We start from the raw sequence: 20,592 nt of genomic DNA, 5'->3' as shown, positions 1-20,592 counted from the left end.
CCGCAAGGGCGTCTTTCCGGGTGTGCCCCGTGGGGGCGGGGCACACCGGTTTTCTTGCGGCGGCCAGCGGTGTCAGGCCTCAGCGGCCTCTGCGGACTGCGGGGCTTGCGCCAGTCCAAAGCCGGCCTGCAGGTGCCGGTTCACGCCCGAGATCACCGCGCGCAGCGAGGCCGTGACCAGGTTGGCGTCGATGCCGGCGCCGAACCCTGTCGGCGAATCTCCCACGCGCACTTCCACATAGCAGGCAGCGCGCGCATCGGCGCCGGCGGTCATTGCATGCTCGTGGTAGTCCATCACGCATACCGGCAAGTCCAGCGCATTGACGAAGGCATCGATGGGCCCGTTGCCGGTGCCGCGCGCGCTGCACGGCTTGCCGTCGCGCACCATCTGCACTTCGATCTCCGTGGCGCCGCCGCTGTCAGACACCAGCTGGTGCGATACATAGCGCAGCGGTGTCTGCTGCGCGAGGTACTCGCGCTGGAACAAACCATAAAGATCATCGGCACTTGCCTCAAGCCCGGTGTCGTCGGTCATGGCCTGCACTGCGCGGCTGAATTCGATCTGCAGGCGGCGCGGCATGTAGATGTCATGCACCTGCTCCAGCAGGTAGGCCATGCCGCCCTTGCCGGACTGGCTGTTGACACGGATCACCGCGTCATAGCTGCGGCCGAGATCGGCCGGGTCGATCGGCAGGTAGGGCACTTCCCAGATGCCGTCCGGCTGCTGCTGCGCAAAGCCCTTGCGGATCGCATCCTGGTGCGAGCCCGAGAACGCGGTGAACACCAGGTCGCCCACATACGGGTGGCGCGGATGCACCGGCAGCTGGTTGCAGTGCTCCACGCACTGGCGCACCGCGTCGATATCGGAGAAGTCCAGCTCGGGCGCCACGCCCTGCGTATAAAGGTTGAGCGCCAGTGTCACCAGGTCGACATTGCCAGTGCGCTCGCCGTTGCCGAACAGGCAGCCTTCGACGCGGTCCGCGCCTGCCATCAGCGCCAGTTCCGCGGCCGCCACCGCGGTGCCGCGGTCGTTGTGCGGATGCACTGACAGCGCGATGTGTTCGCGCCGTGCCAGGCGGCGGTGCATCCATTCGATCTGGTCGGCGAACACGTTGGGCGTGCTGCATTCGACCGTGGTCGGCAGGTTCAGGATCATCGGCCGGTCCGGGCCGGCCTGCCAGGCGGCAGAGACGGAGTCGCTGACTTCCAGCGAGAAGTCGAGCTCGGCCAGGCTGAAAGTCTCGGGCGAATACTCATAGGTCCATGCCGTCCCGGGCATGGCATCGGTCAGCGATTTGATCAGGTGCGTGCCCGAGACCGCGACTTCCTTGATCTCTTCACGCGAGGCATTGAAGACAATGCGCCGCCAGGCCGGTGCGATCGGGTTGTACAGGTGCACCGTGGCCCGCGCTGCGCCGCGCACGGACTCGACGGTGCGGCGGATCAGGTCTTCGCGCGATTGCGTCAGCACCACGATGTTGACGTCGTCGGGGATGCGCTGCTCTTCGATCAGCATGCGCACGAAGTCGAAATCGGTCTGCGAGGCGGCGGGGAATGCCACTTCGATTTCCTTCAGGCCGATCTTCACCAGCTGCTCGAAGAAGCGCAGCTTGCGTGCCGGGTTCATCGGCTCGATCAGGGCCTGATTGCCGTCGCGCAGGTCGGTGCTCATCCAGCGCGGTGCGCGCGTGATGGTGCGGCCGGGCCAGGTGCGGTCAGGAATGTCGACGGTGGCGGCGGGCTGGTACTTGGTGGCGGGATTGCTGAGCATAGGGGGTCTCCTTCCTCGCTAGCCCGCTGAATCATTGAAATGGGAGGTGAAGGACATGCCATGCGGGATACAGCGCTAGGCGCAAAGCGCAGCAATAGCACAGCTATTGCGAGCATTTGCAACGACGCGATGTGCCCGCATGGCATGGCAGGCACCGGCCCATTTCAGTGATTCAGCGGGCCTGGGAAAGCAAAAAAAAGAAAAACGGGAAAAGGGTGGCGAAAGGCTGCCGAACTGCCACGGGGCACTAGGCCCGGCAACCGATCGATAGGCTTAGCAGTAGCGAGGAAGCGCGCAGGGCGCGGCCCGATGCCGGGGCAGCCAGCACGCGAGCGCGGGCAGCGATGCGGGACGCATCGGCAGCCTGGCTGAGTGTGCTGGTGTAACGGTTCATCGTGCCTGGAGGAGGGCCGGGGGCCGCTCGTGGTTGGTGCGCATCCGGCAGGCGCCGGATGGCCTGCAAAGGTTAGTCGACAAGGCCGGCCCCGGTCAAGCGTGGGAGCGCGCCGGGTGCGGGCGTGGCCCGATCGGGGGACTGCCATGCGCGGGTTGCGCCAAACGGCTGGGCCCGGCTTGCGGGCGAAACCCTGCCGGTCATATTTGCCTCGCCCGAATGGCGGTGCCGCTGCGCTGAAAGGATGAACCACGCGCATGTTCTGTGCGCCGCACCTCAGTCCTCTGGCCGGTATTGCGCTGGCACCTTTGTGCCTAGGCTGGTAGCGCGGGAAAAAACACACGACTGGGGGGAACATCATGAGACTGAGAACGTGGGCATCCTGGCTGGCAGGCGCTGCCATGACTTTGCTGCTGGCAGCGTGCGGCGGTGGCGGCGGCGGTTCGGGCACGCCCACCACGCCAAACGCAGGCGGCACCACGCCGCTGACCTATACGGTGAAGATGAGCGTGACCTCCGGCGAGGTCGGCGTCGGCCGCACGATCACCATCAGCGCGCTGGCGGTGGACAGCAACGGCATCGACGTGTCCGGCAACACCACCTTCAACTGGACCAGTACCGACAGCGGCATTGCCACCGTGGAGCCGAGTGCCACCACGCCGGGCAGCGCCGTGGTCAAGGGCATTGCCACCGGGACGACAACCGTCCAGGTGGTGGCGAGCGTCAAGGGCGCCGACAACACAACGGTGCAGCTGCCCGCGCAATCCGCCACCATCACCGTGGTGCCGGCCTCGGCGCTGAGCTACAGCCTGTCGATCCCGAACAGCAGCCTGTCGATGAGCGACGGGCAGACGCTGCCGGTCAAGGTATCGCTGGTCGACAGCAACGGCGCCGATGTGTCCGCCAGCGTCAACAGCTGGGCATGGTCCAGCAGCGGCACCGCGGTCCAGGTCACGGCCAGCCAGAACAGCGCCACGCTGAAGGCGAGCAACAGCTCACCCACTGCCGTGGCCACGGCCAGTGTCTCGGTGTCGGTGACCGCGCCGGACGGGCATGCCATTGCCGGTGTGATCGCGGTGACGGTGCAGAAGAACGGCGCCGCCGCCTATCGCGTGGTGACGACCAAGGGCGGCCGCGAGGTGAATGCGCTGCAGGTCTTCAGCAACCGTCCGGAAACCTTCACCTCGCGCGTGCTGCGCCACGATGGCCAGGACGTGACCGCGGACTTCGACGGCGCCTGGACCTACACGGCGACCTCGGCCACGCTGTCCGCATCGGAAGCGGCGGGTACGCATGACGCCACGGTCAGCACCAGCCTGGCCAACGACAAGGGCCCGGTCCAGAGCAGCCTGACGGTGACCGCAGTCAGCACCAAACTTGGCGAGCGCCGCAGCGCCACGCTGACGGTGACCGAGAATCCGGTCTGGGCGCTGGTTGGCGACAACCAGGACCCGATGACGCTGCTGCTGATGCCGCCGATGAGCATCCCGGTGACCGCGCGCATGAAGCACCTTGGCGACGATGCACAATACACCGCGTGCATCAACTGGGCGTGGACCAGCACCGGCCCGGTGGAGTTGTCGCCTGGCGTCGCGGATCATCAGAAGTACGTCACGGGCACAGCGCAGGGCGACTTCACTCTTACCGTGACCTGTAACGCCGTCGCCGACAATACGCCGCTGAAGCTGGTCTTCTACGGTACGGTCAAGTAAGCAGCAGGTTCCCGCGCCTGGCGAAACGCCCTCCATCCGGAGGGCGTTCTGCTTTGGGGCATACCAGTGGCCGTCGGAAGGGAAGCCGTCAAAGCGTACCCGTTTCTGCGTGACCGGCGCCAGGCGTGCCAGGCGCTGCCGGGGCCTGCCGGCAAAGGCCTCCGGACCAGGCCGGGCCTGCCTTTGCGGGACGTCCCCGAGCTGCGTGCCAGGCCAGCCAGCGCGCAAAGCGTACCCGTTTCTGCGTGCAGCGGCGCAAGCCTTTCCAGGCGGGTTTTATCGCCACCAGACCGTCAACAGGCGAGCGCAAAACGCTGCTTCCGCACCGGGCGGAAGCAGCGGGCGTACCCGTTTCTGCGTGGATCTGTCGAGGCGGAAAGCGCGCCGTTCAGCGCTTGCGCGCGAAGCGAATCACCTGTTCGGCAGGCTTGTCCTGCGCGCCGGAGGTGGTGTTGGCGGTGTTGGATCCGCAGGTATTGCAGCCGCCGTCGTCGCAGCCGCTGGCGCAGCCCGCGGCGGCCTGCGGGGCCAGCCAGCGCACCAGCCGGGCGCGCCAGCCGGCGGCGGCGCTGCCGCCCAGGCGCGCGGCCAGCGTCGCCTTGACGCGCTCGCGCGTGCGCGGCGCGTAGCGCGCGATCACCTGCACCGCGCACGCCAGCACGATCAGCGGGACCAGCAACGTTTCGATGGCGTGGTAGAGGGTCATGGCGGCGTGGTGCCTCAGCTGAGCATCAGCGCGACGCGGTAGGTCACGAAGGCCGCCAGGTAGGCCAGCCCGGTCAGGTAGGCCGCCGACAGCGCCATCACCTTCCACGAGTCGGTCTCGCGCCGGATCACTGCCAGCGTGGAGATGCACTGCGGTGCGAACACGTACCAGGCCAGCAGCGACAGCGCGGTGGCCAGCGACCATTGCGCGGAGATCATCGGCGCCAGCTGCGTGGCCACGGCCTCTTCGCTGCCCGACAGTGCATAGACGGTTGCCAGCGCGCCCACGGCGACCTCGCGCGCGGCCAGGCCCGGCACCAGCGCGATGCAGATCTGCCAGTTGAAGCCCACCGGTGCGAACACCTTCTGCAGCGCATGGCCGATCATGCCGGCAAAGCTGTAGTCGATGGCCGGCGCGGTCGCGCCCACGGGCGCGGACGGGAAGGTCGACAGGAACCACAGCAGCACCGTCAGCGCCAGGATCACCTTGCCCACCCGCGACAGGAAGATGCGGGCACGCTCCCACAGGCCGATGGCCACGTCGCGCGGATTGGGGATGCGGTACGACGGCAGCTCCATCAGCAGCGGATGGTCGGTGCGGTCGCGGCGGAAGAACTTGAGCGCGTAGGCCACCACCAGCGCGCTGACGATGCCCGCCACGTACAGCGCGAACAGCACCAGCCCCTGCAGGTTGAACAGGCCCATCACGGTGCGCTCGGGGATGAAGGCGCCGATCAGCAGCGCATACACCGGCAGCCGTGCCGAGCAGGTCATCAGCGGCGCCACCAGGATGGTGGTGAGCCGGTCGCGCGGGTCCTGGATGGTGCGCGTGGCCATGATGCCGGGGATGGCGCAGGCAAAACTGGACAGCAGCGGGATGAACGAGCGCCCCGACAGCCCCGCGCCCATCATCAGGCGGTCCAGCAGGAAGGCCGCGCGCGGCAGGTAGCCGGATTCCTCCAGCGTCAGGATGAACAGAAACAGGATCAGGATCTGCGGCAGGAACACCACCACGCTGCCCAGGCCCGCGACCAGGCCGTCGACCAGCAGGCTCTTGAGCATGCCGTCGGGCAGGTACGCGCCCAGCATCTCGCCGGCCCAGTGCACGCCGCCCTCGATGCCGTCCATCAGCGGCTGGGCCCACGAGAACACCGCCTGGAACATCAGGAACAACAGCACCGCCAGCAGCAGCAGGCCGATCACCGGATGCAGCACGATGCGGTCGAGGCGGTCATCCAGCGCGGCGGTGCGCGCCGGCATGCTCACCGCGGCCGCCAGCAGGCGGTTGACCTCGGCATGCACGTCAATGTCGTTGGCGGGCTCCGGCGTAGCCGGCGGGGCGGGCGGCAGGGTGTCGTCAAGCAGGCTGACCAGCGCCGCGGCACCGTCGTGCTTCACCGCCACGGTGCTGACCACCGGCACGCCGAGCGCGGCCGACAGCTTGTCGCGGTCGATCCGGATGCCGCGCCGCGCGGCGGCGTCGCTCATATTGAGCACCACCACCATGGGCAGGCCCAGGCGGCGCAGTTCCAGCACGAAGCGCAGGTGCAGGCGCAGGTTGGTCGCATCGACCACCGACACCAGCAGGTCCGGGCGCTGCTCGCCGGCGCGCATGCCCAGGCAGACATCGCGCGTGATGGCTTCATCGAGGCTGGCCGCGTGCAGGCTGTAGGCTCCCGGCAGGTCCAGGATGCGCACCTGGCGCCCGGCCGGCGACACGAAGTAGCCTTCCTTGCGCTCGACGGTCACGCCCGCATAGTTGGCCACCTTCTGGCGGCTGCCGGTCAGGCGGTTGAACAGTGCGGTCTTGCCGCAATTGGGATTGCCGACCAGCGCAATGCGCAGGGCAGAAGTGGAAGGGGCTGCAGACATAATCCGGGGGAAGGCTCAGGCAGTCCGTTTTGCGGACGGTTTGGCGGTCTGGTCGCCGCCCTGCGTGGCGGGGGCGATGCTGGTGACCGAGGCGCTGGCGACCTCTACGCCGATGCGCGCCGCTTCCGAGCGGCGCAGCGCAAAGCGGGTGAAGCCTACCTGCGCCACCAGCGGGTCCATGCCGAAGGGGCCGTAGGCGATGATCTGCACGGCTTCACCGGGGACGAAGCCCAGTTCGCGCAGGCGGCGCGCGACCGGGTCTCCCGGGGTGGCGTCGTCCACCGATTGCACAACGGCGGGCGTGCGCCGAGGAAGTTCAGACAACCGCATCATGCTTCCAGTCCGTGGCGCGGTCTGCCGCCAAGCGGCCAGCGCGACCACGCCGGGGTGTGTAAATGAAAATCGTTTTCATTGTATCGCAAGTAAGGCATGACGTTGCCCCCTCAAAGGGCGGGGCACGCCGGCCTGCTGCCGCGTCATTGCGCCGCAGGAGGCAAATGATAACCGCTCGGGGTGGGGGTGACCGGGGTGCGCGGGCGGGTAATGCTGCCCAGGTAACGCTTCTTTCGCCTACCGTCATCCCCGCGCGAGCAGGGCCGCGGGCGGCCCGACTGAAGTGTAGAAGGCTGCGCATGAATTCAGCCCGATGCAGCACAGTTCGGCTTTGCGAAGCCGAATGCAACCAGATTCAGGCAGCGCCGATCAATTACTACATTTGCGTTATTGGATGCCGTAAGCCGGCAGGGTTAAGCTCCAAGCACGCTGAACACCCCGTTCCACGCGTACTTCACAAGCCATCGGTCTATGGACCGGTGGCTTTTTCTTTGTGGCTGCCCTGCGCGGCGGCTGTCATCTCCCGCACCATGCCGACAAAGTGATCGCGCGCCGGATGGTCCGGCGCCGTCTTCCACGCGCAGTAGACCTCCGAGCGCACCGCCGCGTCCGCCAGCGGCCGGAATGCGGCCCCGGCCATGCCGGAGCGCGCCAGCGCAGCCGGCACCACCGCCACGCCCATCCCCTGCGACACCAGCGACACCACCGACAGCCAGTGCCGCACCTCATGCCGGATCTGCGGGTAGAAGCCCTGCGCCGCGCACATGTCGAAGATGCGGCTGTAGTAGTCCGGCGAGGCCTTGCGCGAGAACAGCACGAACGGCTCGCCCCGCAATGCCGCCAGCGGCAACTCCGGCAGCGCGGCCAGCGCATGGTCGGCCGGCAGGCAGCAGACAAAGGGCTCGCTGTGCACCAGCGTCGCCTGCAGCGTGTCCGGCACGCGGCCGGTGTGGATAAAGGCGGCGTCGAGCTCGTCGTGCAGCAGCGCGTCGATCTGCTCCTGTGAGTTGAGCTCGGTCAGCGCCACCTGAATGCCGGGATAGGCCGCCTGGAACCCGCGCAGCGTCTGCGGCAGCCCGCGATACAGCATCGAGCCGACAAAGCCCACCCGCAGCCGCCCGACTGCGCCCGCTTCGATCTCGCGTGCCAGCACCCGCGCCGCCTCGGCCTGCGCCAGCAGCGCCGTGGCCGATTCGCGGAAGGCCCGCCCGGCCGCGGTCAGCCGCACGCCGCGGCTGTCGCGGTCGAACAGCCGGGCCCCGACCGAGGCCTCCAGCTGCTGGATATTGAGCGACAGCGGCGGCTGGGAAATGGCAAGCCGGCGCGCGGCCCGGCCGAAGTGCAGTTCCTCGGCCAGCACGAGGAAGTAACGCAGGTGGCGGAATTCCATGGCGATACAGAAATTATATGGATCAAGCCAATTTTAGAATTAGACGCGAATCTTTGGGGTTCCAATAATGGAGGTCAAAGGGGCCGCAAGCCGGCACCAGCCAATTCCAGGAGACCAGCCATGCCGTCCAGCGCCGTGCGCGACACCACACTTCAAGCCCACTCCGCCGCACCGGCCGCTGCCCACCCGGTACCCGACCGCCAGGGCGGCAGCCTGTTTGCCGCCGACCCGGACCTGCGCGCGCTGCTGCCGCTCTACCTGCCATCCGACCTGTTCAACCACCTGCTGCCGCACCTGGAGCGCATGGGTGCGCTGGCCGGCGGCGTGCTCGACGAACTGGCCGGCGTGGCCGACCGCCATCCCCCCGAACTCACCTACCGCACTCGCGCGGGCGTCGATGCGCAGCGCATCGACAAGCATCCGGCCTATGTGGAGATGGAGCGCGTGGCCTTTGCCGAATTCGGCCTGGCGGCGGCGTCGCACCGGGGCGGCGTGCTGGGCTGGGACAAGCCCATGCCGCCAGCAGCTAAGTATGCACTCACATATCTGTTTGTGCAGGCCGAGTTCGGCCTGTGCTGCCCGCTGTCGATGACCGACTCGCTGACGCGCACGCTGCGCAAGTTCGGCGACCCGGCGCTGGTCGGGCGCTTTCTGCCCAACCTGACCACCCAGGTCTTTGACGATCTTTACCAGGGCGCGATGTTCATGACCGAGCAGGGCGCCGGCTCCGACGTCGCCGCCACCGCCACCCGCGCGGTGCGCGACGCTTCGGCCGAGGGCGGCTGGCGCCTGCTGGGCGACAAGTGGTTCTGCTCCAACCCCGATGCCGCGCTGGCGATGGTGCTGGCCCGCGTGGAGGATGAGGCCGGCAACGCCGTGCCGGGCCACAAGGGCGTGTCGCTGTTCCTGCTGCCGCGCAAGCTGGCCGATGGCAGCGACAACCACTACCGCATCATCCGCCTGAAGGACAAGCTGGGCACGCGCTCGATGGCCAGCGGCGAGATCCGGCTGGAAGGCGCGCATGCCTGGCTGGTCGGCGAACCCGGCCGCGGCTTCGTGCAGATGGCTGACATGATCAACAACTCGCGCCTGTCCAACGGCGTGCGCGCCGCCGGCCTGATGCGCCGCGCGCTGACCGAGGGCCTGTTCATCGCGCGTGAGCGCCAGGCCTTCGGCAAGCGCCTGCAGGACATGCCGCTGATGCGCCGCCAGCTGCTCAAGCTGACCCTGCCCACCGAGCAGGCGCGCACCATGGTGTTCCAGACCGCAGAAGCACTGCGCCGCGCCGATGCCGGCGAGGCCGACGCCTACCCGCTGATGCGCATCCTGACGCCGCTGATCAAGTTCCGCGCCTGCCGCGACGCGCGCAAGGTCACCGGCGACGCCATGGAGATCCGCGGCGGCTGCGGCTATATCGAGGAATGGAGCGATCCGCGCCTGGTGCGCGATGCCCATCTCGGTTCGATCTGGGAAGGCACCAGCAATATCGTCGCGCTTGACGTGCTGCGCGCAGTCCGCCGTGAAGGCGCGCTGCCGGTGCTGCAGGCACACCTGGCCGGCCTGCTGGCCGATACGCCGATGCATGCGGCGGCGCGTGCCGTGTTCGAAGGCGCCATCGCCGCAGCGGCGAAGCTGGCCGCGCAAGCCGCCGAGGCCGGCGCCGACGGCGAACTGCTGGCGCGCCAGGCGGCCTCGGCGCTGTACCACGTCACCAGCGCGGTGGCGATGGCCTGGGAGGCCGGTCGCATCGGCTCGGTGCGCCGCATGCGGCTGGCGCAGCTGGTGCTGCGCCATCGCGTGCTGCCGCAGGACCCGCTGGCCGCGCAGGCCGAGCCCGAGTGGCTGGCCGAGACCGTCGCGCCGGCTGACGGCACCGTGCATGCCGCTGGCGCGGTCGACCAGGTCAACGTGTTCTGACCGGATCCACGTCCGGCACCAATCCCCCGCAACACCATCCCGCCAGCAGCGGGAGACGTCCTATACCCAGGAGACAACGCCATGAAACTCTGGCACCGCGTAGCGGCCATCGCCGCCTGCTCGCTCTGTATCGCCCCCGCCTTCGCGCAGAAGGACTTTCCGTCCAAGCCGATCATGATGGTCGTCACCTACCCGCCGGGCGGCCCCACCGATGCCATGGCGCGCACGCTTGCCGCCGCGCTCAAGACCAGCCTGGGCCAGCCGGTGGTGGTGGAGAACCGCGCCGGCGCCGGCGGCAATATCGGCGCAGAGGTGGTGGCGCGCGCCGAGCCCGACGGCTACACGCTGATGTTCGGCACCTCCGCGCCGCTGGCGATCAACGTCAGCCTGTACCGCAAGATCAACTACGACCCGGTCAAGAGCTTCGCGCCGGTGATCCAGATCGGCCAGCTGCCCAACGTGCTGGTGGTCAACCCGTCCGTGCCGGCGAAGAACGTCACGGAGCTGATCGCCTATGGCAAGGCGCACCCGGGCAAGCTGACCTATGCCTCGTCCGGCAACGGCGCGTCCTCGCACCTGGCCGGGGTGCTGTTCAACAACGTCACCGGTACCGATTTCCAGCACATCCCGTACAAGGGCACCGGGCCCGCGCTGAACGACCTGCTGGGCGGGCAGGTCAGCATGACCTTCACCGACGTGCTCACCGCGATGCCCTTCATCAAGAGCGGCAAGGTGCGCGCGCTGGGCGTCACCACCAAGGCGCGCTCGCAGGCGCTGCCGGATGTGCCGACCGTGGCCGAGCAGGGCGTGCCAGGCTTCGATGTATCGGTGTTCTTCGGCGTGGTCGCACCCGCCGGCACGCCGCCCGAAGTGATCGGCAAGCTCAACCGTGCCTTTGCCGATGCGCTCAAGCAGCCCGAGGTGCGCAAGACCCTGCAGGCGCAGGGCCTGGAGTTCGCGCCGTCGACCACGCCCGAGCAGCTTGGCGGCTTCGTCAAGGCCGAGGTCGGCAAGTGGCGTGCCGTGGTGCAGAAGTCCGGCGCCCAGCTTGACTGAACCGCACAGGAAAACCAGCCATGACCCAAACCAGCCCCGGCGCGCTCGCCGGCATCCGCGTGGTCGACCTGTCGCGCATCCTGGGCGGCCCGTACTGCGGCCAGATCCTGGGCGACCACGGCGCCGACGTGCTCAAGATCGAACCGCCGCAAGGCGACGACACCCGCACCTGGGGGCCGCCGTTCAAGGACGGCGTGGCCTCTTACTATTTCGGCCTGAACCGCAACAAGCGCGTGATGCGACTGGACCTGACCGCCGACGCGGATCGTGAGGTCCTGCTTGCGCTGCTGGCCGAGGCCGACGTGCTGGTCGAGAACTTCAAGACCGGCACCATGGAGAAGTGGGGGCTGGGCTATGACACGCTGTCCGCGCGCTTCCCTCGGCTGGTCCATTGCCGCGTATCCGGCTTCGGCGCCGATGGCCCGCTGGGCGGCCTGCCCGGCTACGACGCCGCCATCCAGGCCATGTCCGGCATCATGAGCATCAACGGCGAGGCCGATGGCGATCCGCTGCGCGTGGGTTTGCCGGTGGTGGACATGGTGACCGGCCTGAACGCCGTGATCGGCGTGCTGCTGGCACTCCAGGAGCGCGCGCGCAGCGGGCGCGGCCAGTTCGTCGAGGCCGCGCTCTATGACTCCGGCCTGTCGCTGCTGCATCCGCATGCGGCCAACTGGTTCATGAGCGGCAAGACGCCGCAGCGCACCGGCAATGCGCATCCCAACATCTACCCGTACGACACGGTGGCGACCGCCACGGACCCGATCTTCCTGGCGGTGGGCAACGACCGGCAGTTCCGCATCCTGTGCGAGCACCTGCGGCTGCCTGCGCTGGCCGATGACGAGCGCTATGGCACGGCGGGCGCGCGCTCGGTGAACCGCGTGGCGCTGAAGGCGGAGCTGGAAGCCAGGCTGCGCGAGTTCGATGGCAAGGTGCTGGCCGACGAACTGGTGGCCGCGGGCGTGCCCTGCGCGCCGGTGCTGTCCGTGGCCGATGCCTTGCAGCATCCGCATACGCAGCACCGCGAGATGGTGGTGGAGATGGAGGGTGGCTACCAGGGGCTGGGTGCGCCGGTCAAGCTGAGCCGGACGCCGGCGACGTACAGGTATGCGCCGCTCACCGAAGGGGACGAGTTCCTGGATTAGACGCGACGTTGCCGCGCGGCAAACGAGAAAGGCGGCCATGTGGCCGCCTTTCTTCATGGATTCCGGCTAGCCCATCACCCCGGAATCATCCCCGGCAACAGGTAAGCCTGCACCACCGTCATGATGCCGATGATCACGGCAAACAGCAGGCTGTGCCTGACCGTGAAGCGGAACAGCTCCGACTCCTTGCCCACCAGCCCGGTCGCCGCGCAGGCCACGGCGATCGATTGCGGCGAGATCATCTTGGCCGTGACGCCGCCGGTGGTGTTGGCGGCGACCAGCAGCGTGTCCGACACGCCGATCTGATGCGCCGTGGTGTTCTGCAGCGCGCAGAAGAGCGCGTTGGACGAAGTGTCAGAACCAGTCAGGAACACCCCCAGCCAGCCCAGGAACGGCGAGAAGAACGGGAACGCCGCGCCGGTGCCGGCCAGCAGCAGCGCCAGTGTCGACGACATGCCGGAGTAGTTGGCGACAAAGGCGAATGCCAGCACCAGGCCGATCGACAGCACCGGGCGCGCCAGTTCCACCAGGGTCTCGGCAAAGGTGGCCAGCAGCGTGCGCGGCTTCATGCGCAGCGGCACCGCCGAGATCAGCGCGGTCAGCAGGATGGCGGTGCCGACGGCGGAGAGCAGGTCGAGCTTCAGCACCGCGTCATAGGCCTTGGGCGTGGCCACGATCGGCGCGGCCTTGATCACCATCTGGTCCAGCCCCGGGATCTTGAACTTCAGCACCGTGCCCGCGAGCGCGCCGTTGGCTGCAAACAGCGCCTTGAACGGCTGCAGGCTCCACACGGTGACGATGGCGGTCAGGATGCCGAACGGCGCCCACGCGCGCAGCGTCTGCGCCAGGGTGTAGGGCGACGCCTTGCGCCCGGACATCGCGCCGCCGAAGCCGCCGCCGAAGCCGGCCAGCGCGATGGTGCCGCCGCTGACATTGCCGCTGACATTGCCACCGGCGCGCTGCGACGCGCCGCGCGGCTGCCATACCTTCAGGAACGCGGCCAGCGACACCAGGCTGACCAGCGCCGAAGTGATGTCCGGCAGTTCGGGCCCGATATGGTTGGACGTGAAGTACTGCGTCACGGCAAAGCTGCCCCCGCACACCAGCGCCGCCGGCCACGTTTCGCGCACGCCCTTGGCGCCGTCCATCATGAACACCAGCCAGAACGGCACCAGCAGCGACAACAGCGGCAGCTGGCGGCCGGCCATCGCGCCGATGTGGAAGGGATCGATGCCCGTGACCTGACCCGCCACGATGATGGGGATCCCCATCGCGCCAAACGCCACCGGCGCGGTATTGGCGATCAGGCACAGGCCCGCCGCATACAGCGGGTTGAAGCCCAGTCCCACCAGCAGCGCCGCGGTGATCGCCACCGGCGCGCCGAAGCCCGCCGCGCCTTCCAGGAAGGCGCCGAAGGCAAAGCCGATCAGCAGCATCTGCAGGCGCTGGTCGTCGGTGATCGACAGCACCGAGGCGCGGATCACGTCGAACTGGCCGGTCTTGACCACGATCTTGTAGAGGAACACCGCGGTCACGATGATCCATGCAATCGGCCACAGTCCATAGGCAAAGCCGAAGCCGGCCGAGGCCAGCGCCTGCTGCGCGGGCATGCCGTAGGCGAAGATCGCCACGGCCAGCGCCAATAGCAGCGTCACGGCTGCGGCGACATGGCCCTTCATGCGCCAGACGGCCAGCGCAATGAAGAAGAACAGGATGGGAATGGCTGCCGCCAGCGACGACAGCCACAGGCTGCCCAGCGGCGTATAGAGTTGGGTCCAGGGTTGCACGGTTAGTCTCCTGCTTTGGTGGTGTTTCGGGAAATCTTTGTTTTGTTTGCAAGCACTGCGTGAAGGCCTACTCCGGCTGTCCCTTCTCCTTCAGCAAATCCGCCAGGCTCTTCGCCGCCGGCTTCAGCGGCGTGCGGTGCTGCGTCCAGCCCATCTGCTTCGACGGCGTCAGCGCGCGCAGCCGCGTGGCGGCCCAGCGGAACAGCCGGTACGTCGCCGGGTGCGAATACGCGCCGCTCCAGAAGCGCCACACCAGGTGCTCGCCGCGGCTGTACTTGGTGCCCTGGCCGCGCAGCGGGTTGGCGACCTGCTCTTCCGGATCGCGGTTGGCCTCGGTGCGCAGGCGCACCAGCAGTTGTGGGATCGGGATGCGTACCGGGCATACCTCGCCGCAGGCGCCGCACAGGCTCGACGCGGTGGCCAGGTCGGCGGTGGCGTCCAGCCCCAGCAGGTGCGGCGAGATGATCTTGCCGATGGGGCCGGGATAGGTCGTGCCGTAGGCGTGGCCGCCGATGCGCGTGTAGACCGGGCAGTGGTTCATGCACGCGCCGCAGCGGATGCATTGCAGCGTGGCGCGCAGCTGCGTGTCGGCATAGGCCTGGGTGCGGCCGTTGTCGAGCAGCACCAGGTGGACCTCGCGCGGGCCATCGCGCTCGCCCGCGCGGCGCGGCCCGGAGATCAGGTTGAAGTAGGTGGTGATGGCCTGCCCGGTGGCCGAGCGCGTCAGCAGCGTGGACAGCGGCACGATATGCTCCAGCCGGGCCACGACCTTCTCCATGCCCATGATGGCGATATGCACGTCGGGCACGGTGGTGGAAAGCCTGCCGTTGCCCTCGTTCTCCACCAGCCACAGCGTGCCGGTGTCGGCGGCGGCGAAGTTCACGCCGGACAAGCCGATATCCGCTTCGACAAAGGCCTGGCGCAGCGCACGGCGGCCGGTCTGGATCAGCGCGTCGACATCCTCGGTATAGGGCGTGTCGGGGATATGCGCCTGGAACAGCTGCGCGATATCGCCCTTGGTCTTGTGGATCGCCGGCATCACGATATGCGAGGGCTTTTCGCCGGCCAGCTGGACGATGTACTCGCCCATGTCCGACTCGATGCAGTCCACGCCGCGCTCGGCCAGGTAATGGTTCAGCTCGATCTCCTCGCTGGCCATCGACTTGCCCTTGATCACGCGCTGCGCCTGCTTCGATGCCGCGATGCGGTGGATGATCGCATTGGCTTCATCGGCGTTCTCGGCCCAGTGCACCTGCACGCCGGCAGCGGTGAGCTTTGCCTCCAGCTGCACCAGCAGGTCCGGCAGGTTGGCCAGCGCGTGCTGGCGCACGGCCTCGCCCAGGTCGCGCAGATGTTCCAGCTCGTCCGCGTCGGGGAACTGCGCCAGGCGCTTGCCCTGCAGGAAGTCCATCGCGCCGCGGAAGCTCTGGCGCAGCTTGGGATCGTCCAGGGCCTCGCGGGCGCGTGCCTTGAAGTCCTGCGGCGGAACAAAATTGAGTGTGTGCTGGCTCATTGCCCGGCCTCCGCAGTGTCGGTCTCGATGATGACCCACAGCCGGCGCGGACCATGCGCGCCGTAGGCCAGCGTCTGCTGGATGTCGGAGGTCTTGGACGGGCCGGAGATCAGCACCAGGTTGGTCGGCATGCCGTCGGACCAGCGTTCGGTGCGCGCGGCCATATGCAGGTCGGTGTGCAGCGTCGAGGCGCGCACCAGCGCGACATGCAGCGGCGGCACCAGCGACACCGTGCGTGGCGAGCCCGCATCGGGCGCGACCACCAGCGTGCCGGTGGCGGCAATGCCGGAGCGCGCCACGGTGAAGCCGGCATCGATGGTGTCGAACAGCTCCGCCTTCCAGGCTTCGATCGGGCGGTCGTAGCCGATGGCTTCGATATGGGCCGGCAGGGCGGCCGCCAGTGCCGCACCGGCCGTACTGGCGGGATCAAGCAGCAGGCGCTTCACGCCGGCATTGGCCAGCTCAGTGGCCAGCAATGCCGGCCAGGCCGCCTCGCTGGCGCACCAGACCTCGGCATGCAGGCCTTGCAGTGCCGCCTGCATCGCGCCGACCAGTTCGCCAACGGCTGGCGCGCCGTGGCGGCGTGCCTCGAAATGGCCGTCGATGCTGCGGTCGAGTTCCGCGGTGCCTGGGGAAGGTGCAGGCGCGGCAGCGCGCAGCCGGCCGAGCATGCGTTCGCGGGCGCCGGGCGTGCTCATGCGGCACCTCCGGTACGGCGCCACAGGAAGGTGGCCAGGTGCTCCACCTGCAGCGGGGCGTGGTCATGCGCCGCGGTATGGCCGATATTGAGCAGGCAGCCGCAGTCGGCCGAGACCAGCCGGTCGCAGCCGGTGGCGCAGGCCGAGGCCACCTTGTCGCGCACCATGGCGCCGGAGATATCGGGATGCTTGAGCGAGAAGGTGCCGCCGAAGCCGCAGCATTCTGACTCGCGTTCATGCTCCACGCGGGTCACGCCCGGCAGTGCGTCGACCAGGGCCACGCCGTGCTGGCGCGTACCCATTTCTCGACGGGCGCCGCACGACGTATGCAGCACGATGCGCTCCTGCGGCTGGCCCGCCGCTGCGGCATCGCCAAAGTCCACCTTCAGCACGTGCAGCAGGAACTCGCCTAGCTCATAGATGCGCCCGGCCAGTTCCAGTGCCTTGGGGCCGGCCACCGGATCGTCGGCAAAGAGCTGCGGCCAGTGGTGGCGCATCATGCCCGCGCACGAGCCCGACGGCACGATTACCGGCCACGGCTGGCTGAACAGGTCGAGCTGGGCGCGCGCCACCGCCCGGGCCGCGTCGGGCTTGCCGCTGCTGTAGGCGGGCTGGCCGCAGCAACTCTGGCCGCGCGGGAAGTGCACGGTGAGCCCTTCACGTTCAAGCAGCCGCACGGCGTCGAGGCCGGCCTGCGGCACGAACATGTCCACCAGGCAGGTGGCAAACAGGTAGGCCTGCGCGGGGGCAGGGCCGGTGGGGTACTGACGATCCTTCATGTCTCGCTCCGGACGTGCTGGGGTCGCACGTTTCGGCGCATAATTCCCGCTTCTGCGCGGCGGTACAAATTGGTTGGACCAATCTGCCCGGCGACCCGCGCAAGCTCAGGAGCGAGGACATACGGCATGACGGCAGCGGCAGCAAGGCACGGGCGCACCCGCGGACGCGTGGAGTCGGTCATGCGCCGGATCGAGACCGCGCTGCTCGACGGCACTTGGCCGCCCGGCACGCGGCTGCCGGCCGAGCGGGTGCTGGCCGGGCAATACGAGGTGGCGCGCAACACCGTGCGCGAGGCGATCCAGCGCCTGGCCGCGCGCGGCCTGCTGCAGAGCCGGCGCGGTGCCGGGGTTTACGCCACCGACCAGCTGCGCGCCGGCATTGCCTCGCCCTGGGGCCAGCTGGTGGCCGACCACCCCGCGCTGCGCGACGACATCCTGGAGTTCCGCCGCGTGCTGGAGGGCGCGACCGCGTATTTTGCGGCGCTGCGCGCGGATGCCGCTGACGTGAAGCGCATCCGCGCCCTGATGGCTGAACTGGAACGCGCGCGCGCCGCCGACGACAAGCAGGCGGAGGCCGACGCCGATGCGCAGCTGCATGACGCCATCGCCCAGGCCTCGCACAACACCATGTTCCTGCACCTGCATACCAGCGTGATCGGCATGCTGCGCGAGCACATCACCATCAACGGCACCGGCCTGCGCGAACAGGACGACGGCGCCTCAGACCTGCTGTTGCTGCAGCACCGCACGCTGTGCGATGCGATTTGCACGCGCCGCCCGGAAGAGGCGCGCACCGCCATGCAGACCCATATCGACTTCGTGCGCAGCCGGGTGGAGCAGGACGGCGCCTGAACCGGCATTGGTCCTACCACCGCTGCGGCATGCCGGCCGCGGCACTCAGATCAGCCCGGCGCCGGCCAGCTCCCGCTTCAGGTAGGCGTAGAAGATCGGTCCGGCGATCACGCCCGGGATGCCGAACAGCGTTTCCATCAGCAGCATCACCGTCAGCAGTTCCCACGCCGCGGCCTGGATGCGCGCACCGATGATGCGTGCGTTCAGGAAGTACTCCAGCTTGTGGATCACCACCAGGAACACCAGCGACGCCACCGCGATCGGCAGCGACACCGACAGCGAGGCCACCACGATGGCGGTGTTGGAAATCAGGTTGCCCAGCACCGGCAGCAGCCCGGCCACGAAGGTGATCACCAGCAGCGTCTTGGTCAGCGGCAGGTGCACGCCAAAGAGCGGCAGCACCAGCAGCAGGTAGATCGCCGTCAGCACGGTGTTGATGGTCGAGATTTGGATCTGCGCGAAGATGAACTGCGAGAACGCCTGCTGCAGCGTGCGTGCGCGCGCCACCAGCGCCGCGGCCAGCGGCCGGCGGTTGGGCCGCGCCACCGCGCGGTACAGCGCCACCATCGCGCCGATCACCAGCCCGATCAGGATATGCACCAGCGTGCGCAGCACCTCGGCACCCAGCTTCTGCGCCATCGCGGCATGCTCGCGCAGCGTCTCGATCAGCGTGTTGGCCAGCTCGTCCACGCCGTTGGGCAGCGCATCGCTGAGCCACGGCGGCATCTGCCCGCGCGAGCGGTCGATGATGTCGGCCACATGGTTGAGCAGCCCGTCCAGGGTATTGCCCTCGCCACTGACAAAGCGCACCAGCAGCCAGCCCGCCAGCGTCAGCGCCAGCAGGATCAGCGCCGACAGGATGGCCACGGCCAGGGCGTCGTGGCGCTGGTTCAGGCGCTTCAGGCGCGGCGCCAGCACGTCCACCAGCGAGTACAGCAGCAGCCCGGACAGCAATGCAGCCACCAGGTTGGCGTGGAGCACGGTCCAGAGCGCCAGGGCGGTCAGCAGGTAGGCGACGGTGCCGACGCTGTACCACGCGGCCGGCAGCAGGCGCGGGGTGGTGGTCGGGTCGGGGTCTTTCATCGGGGTCTCCGGCATGCAATTTGCTCAAATTTATTCTGAATTCTCGCCGATCCAGATGTTGTTCCTGGGTCAGGCTGTGTGCGCTGAGGCGATGTTGGCTTCGCGGCACACGCAAAGGCTGTCTATATTAGGGGGAATCGTGCCCGGCAAGGCGCCTGGCGCACCGCTGTCATCGTTTTCCCCAGAGCCCAGGAACGGAACGCATGGCCTACACCCACACCATCGGCACCCACCGCCACGTCTTTGCCGACCTGCGCACGCTGCTGGCCCGGGCCAGCCCGGCGCGTTCCGGTGACGCGCTGGCGGGCGTTGCCGCGGCCAGCGAGCAGGAGCGGATGGCCGCGCGGCTGGCGCTGGCAGAGGTGCCGCTCAAGCAGTTCCTGACCGAGGCGCTGGTGCCGTATGAGGAAGACGAGGTCACGCGCCTGATCCTGGACCGGCACGATGGCGCGGCCTTTGCCGCCATCGGTGCCACCACCGTGGGCGACCTGCGCAACTGGCTGCTGCTGCATGAGACCGACAGCGCCACGCTGGCGCGGGTGGCGCCGGGCATCACCCCGGAGATGGCCGCCGCGGTCAGCAAGCTGATGCGCAACCAGGACCTGGTGGCAGTGGCGCGCAAGTGCCAGGTGGTGACGCGATTTCGCAGCACGGTGGGGCTGCCGGGCCGGCTCTCGGTGCGGCTGCAGCCCAACCACCCGACCGACGATCCCAAGGGCATTGCCGCGTCGATCATCGACGGGCTGCTCTATGGCTGCGGCGATGCCACCATCGGCGTCAACCCGGCTTCGGACAACCTGGGCGCCATCGTGTCGCTGCTGCGCATGATCGATGAGCTGCGCAGCCGCTTCGACATCCCCACGCAATCCTGCGTGCTGACCCATGTCACCAACACGCTGCGCGCGATCGGGCAGGGCGCGCCGGTGGACCTGGTGTTCCAGTCGGTGGCCGGCAGCGAGCGCGCCAATGCGGCCTTTGGCATCAGCCTGTCGCTGCTGGCCGAGGCGCACGATGCCGCGCAGGCGCTCGCGCGCGGCACCGTTGGCGACAACCTGATGTACTTCGAGACCGGGCAGGGCAGCGCGCTGTCGGCCAATGCGCACCATGGCGTCGACCAGCAGACCATGGAGGCGCGCGCCTACGCGGTGGCGCGCGCGTTCTCGCCGCTGCTGGTCAATACGGTGGTGGGCTTTATCGGTCCCGAATACCTGTACGATGGCAAGCAGATCATCCGCGCCGGGCTGGAAGACCACTTCTGCGGCAAGCTGATGGGGGTGCCGATGGGCTGCGACGTCTGCTACACCAACCATGCCGAGGCCGACCAGGACGACATGGACACGCTGCTGACGCTGTTCGGCGTGGCCGGCATCAATTTCATCATGGGCGTGCCCGGTGCCGACGACATCATGCTGAACTACCAGAGCACCTCGTTCCACGATGCGCTGTACCTGCGCGAGGTGCTGGGGCTGCGCCCCGCGCCGGAGTTCGAGGCCTGGCTGCAGCGCATGGGCATTGCCGATGCCAGCGGCAGGCTGCTCGAGCCCGCCGCGCGCCAGCCGCTGCTGCAGATGGCCCACAGCCTGTAAGGT

Annotated in this window: 16 protein-coding genes; 6 read left to right on the top strand and 10 right to left on the bottom strand. The window is 68.4% G+C overall.

Features of this window, described 5'->3' with window-relative positions; translation table 11 throughout:
* Nucleotides 1-72 precede the first annotated feature (72 nt).
* Entirely contained in the window at nt 73-1,770 is a 1,698-nt protein-coding gene (gene leuA / locus AC07UK_RS08620; RefSeq protein WP_436224474.1) for a 2-isopropylmalate synthase, read from the bottom strand.
* A 795-nt stretch (nt 1,771-2,565) separates the two neighbouring features.
* On the opposite strand from leuA, the gene AC07UK_RS08615 reads away from it, so the two are divergent.
* Entirely contained in the window at nt 2,566-3,876 is a 1,311-nt protein-coding gene (locus tag AC07UK_RS08615; protein ID WP_494685840.1) for a hypothetical protein, read from the top strand.
* 388 nt (nt 3,877-4,264) lie between these two features.
* Here the strand turns inward: AC07UK_RS08615 and AC07UK_RS08610 are convergent, their stop codons facing one another.
* From AC07UK_RS08610 to AC07UK_RS08595, 4 genes are all read right to left on the bottom strand, one after another.
* The gene (locus tag AC07UK_RS08610; protein WP_494685839.1) at nt 4,265-4,582 is read right to left on the bottom strand and encodes a DUF6587 family protein; all 318 of its coding nucleotides are present in this window, start codon (nt 4,580-4,582) and stop codon (nt 4,265-4,267) included.
* Between the two features lie 14 nt (nt 4,583-4,596).
* Complete coding sequence (gene feoB, locus AC07UK_RS08605) at nt 4,597-6,453, bottom strand: ferrous iron transport protein B (RefSeq protein ID WP_436224471.1); 1,857 nt, start codon at nt 6,451-6,453, stop codon at nt 4,597-4,599.
* Nucleotides 6,454-6,468: 15 nt separating this feature from the next.
* Nucleotides 6,469-6,783, bottom strand: a complete 315-nt coding sequence (locus tag AC07UK_RS08600) for a FeoA family protein (protein WP_035820831.1) — start codon at nt 6,781-6,783, stop codon at nt 6,469-6,471.
* A 472-nt stretch (nt 6,784-7,255) separates the two neighbouring features.
* Nucleotides 7,256-8,176 (bottom strand): LysR family transcriptional regulator, encoded by a 921-nt coding sequence (locus AC07UK_RS08595; RefSeq protein ID WP_494685838.1) that lies wholly within the window; start codon nt 8,174-8,176, stop codon nt 7,256-7,258.
* 120 nt (nt 8,177-8,296) lie between these two features.
* On the opposite strand from AC07UK_RS08595, the gene AC07UK_RS08590 reads away from it, so the two are divergent.
* From AC07UK_RS08590 to AC07UK_RS08580, 3 genes are all read left to right on the top strand, one after another.
* Nucleotides 8,297-10,093: an acyl-CoA dehydrogenase family protein gene (locus tag AC07UK_RS08590; RefSeq protein ID WP_494685837.1), complete on the top strand. Its 1,797-nt coding sequence runs from the start codon at nt 8,297-8,299 to the stop codon at nt 10,091-10,093.
* A gap of 81 nt (nt 10,094-10,174) precedes the next feature.
* Nucleotides 10,175-11,149 carry a Bug family tripartite tricarboxylate transporter substrate binding protein gene (locus AC07UK_RS08585; protein ID WP_013951795.1) on the top strand — a complete coding sequence of 325 codons (975 nt, stop codon included), beginning with the start codon at nt 10,175-10,177 and terminating at the stop codon, nt 11,147-11,149.
* Between the two features lie 20 nt (nt 11,150-11,169).
* On the top strand, nt 11,170-12,291 hold the full coding sequence (locus AC07UK_RS08580; RefSeq protein WP_494685836.1) for a CaiB/BaiF CoA transferase family protein: 1,122 nt from the start codon (nt 11,170-11,172) through the stop codon (nt 12,289-12,291).
* A 74-nt stretch (nt 12,292-12,365) separates the two neighbouring features.
* Here AC07UK_RS08580 and AC07UK_RS08575 read toward each other — a convergent pair whose 3' ends face one another.
* The 4 genes from AC07UK_RS08575 to AC07UK_RS08560 all read right to left on the bottom strand — a co-directional run bounded on the left by AC07UK_RS08575 (nt 12,366) and on the right by AC07UK_RS08560 (nt 17,068).
* Complete coding sequence (locus tag AC07UK_RS08575) at nt 12,366-14,078, bottom strand: lactate permease LctP family transporter (RefSeq protein ID WP_494685835.1); 1,713 nt, start codon at nt 14,076-14,078, stop codon at nt 12,366-12,368.
* A gap of 67 nt (nt 14,079-14,145) precedes the next feature.
* Nucleotides 14,146-15,591 (bottom strand): LutB/LldF family L-lactate oxidation iron-sulfur protein, encoded by a 1,446-nt coding sequence (locus AC07UK_RS08570; RefSeq protein ID WP_436224464.1) that lies wholly within the window; start codon nt 15,589-15,591, stop codon nt 14,146-14,148.
* Nucleotides 15,588-16,289: a LutC/YkgG family protein gene (locus AC07UK_RS08565; protein ID WP_436224463.1), complete on the bottom strand. Its 702-nt coding sequence runs from the start codon at nt 16,287-16,289 to the stop codon at nt 15,588-15,590. Before AC07UK_RS08565 ends, AC07UK_RS08570 begins: the two co-directional genes overlap by 4 nt.
* Entirely contained in the window at nt 16,286-17,068 is a 783-nt protein-coding gene (locus AC07UK_RS08560; protein WP_494685834.1) for a (Fe-S)-binding protein, read from the bottom strand. Before AC07UK_RS08560 ends, AC07UK_RS08565 begins: the two co-directional genes overlap by 4 nt.
* 126 nt (nt 17,069-17,194) lie before the next feature.
* Here AC07UK_RS08560 and AC07UK_RS08555 point away from each other — a divergent pair, with 126 nt between their 5' ends.
* Nucleotides 17,195-17,920 carry a FadR/GntR family transcriptional regulator gene (locus AC07UK_RS08555; protein ID WP_494685833.1) on the top strand — a complete coding sequence of 242 codons (726 nt, stop codon included), beginning with the start codon at nt 17,195-17,197 and terminating at the stop codon, nt 17,918-17,920.
* A gap of 45 nt (nt 17,921-17,965) precedes the next feature.
* On the opposite strand, the gene AC07UK_RS08550 is transcribed toward AC07UK_RS08555, so the two are convergent.
* Nucleotides 17,966-19,003, bottom strand: coding sequence for an AI-2E family transporter (locus tag AC07UK_RS08550; protein WP_436224461.1), 1,038 nt, complete (start codon nt 19,001-19,003; stop codon nt 17,966-17,968).
* 203 nt (nt 19,004-19,206) lie between these two features.
* On the opposite strand from AC07UK_RS08550, the gene AC07UK_RS08545 reads away from it, so the two are divergent.
* On the top strand, nt 19,207-20,589 hold the full coding sequence (locus AC07UK_RS08545) for an ethanolamine ammonia-lyase subunit EutB (protein WP_018313765.1): 1,383 nt from the start codon (nt 19,207-19,209) through the stop codon (nt 20,587-20,589).
* Nucleotides 20,590-20,592: the final 3 nt, after the last annotated feature.

The organism is Cupriavidus sp. GW821-FHT07C08 (genome assembly GCF_059419025.1).
The sequence above is the reverse complement of the archived record's forward strand: the minus strand, read 5'-3'. Positions and strand labels throughout refer to the sequence as shown.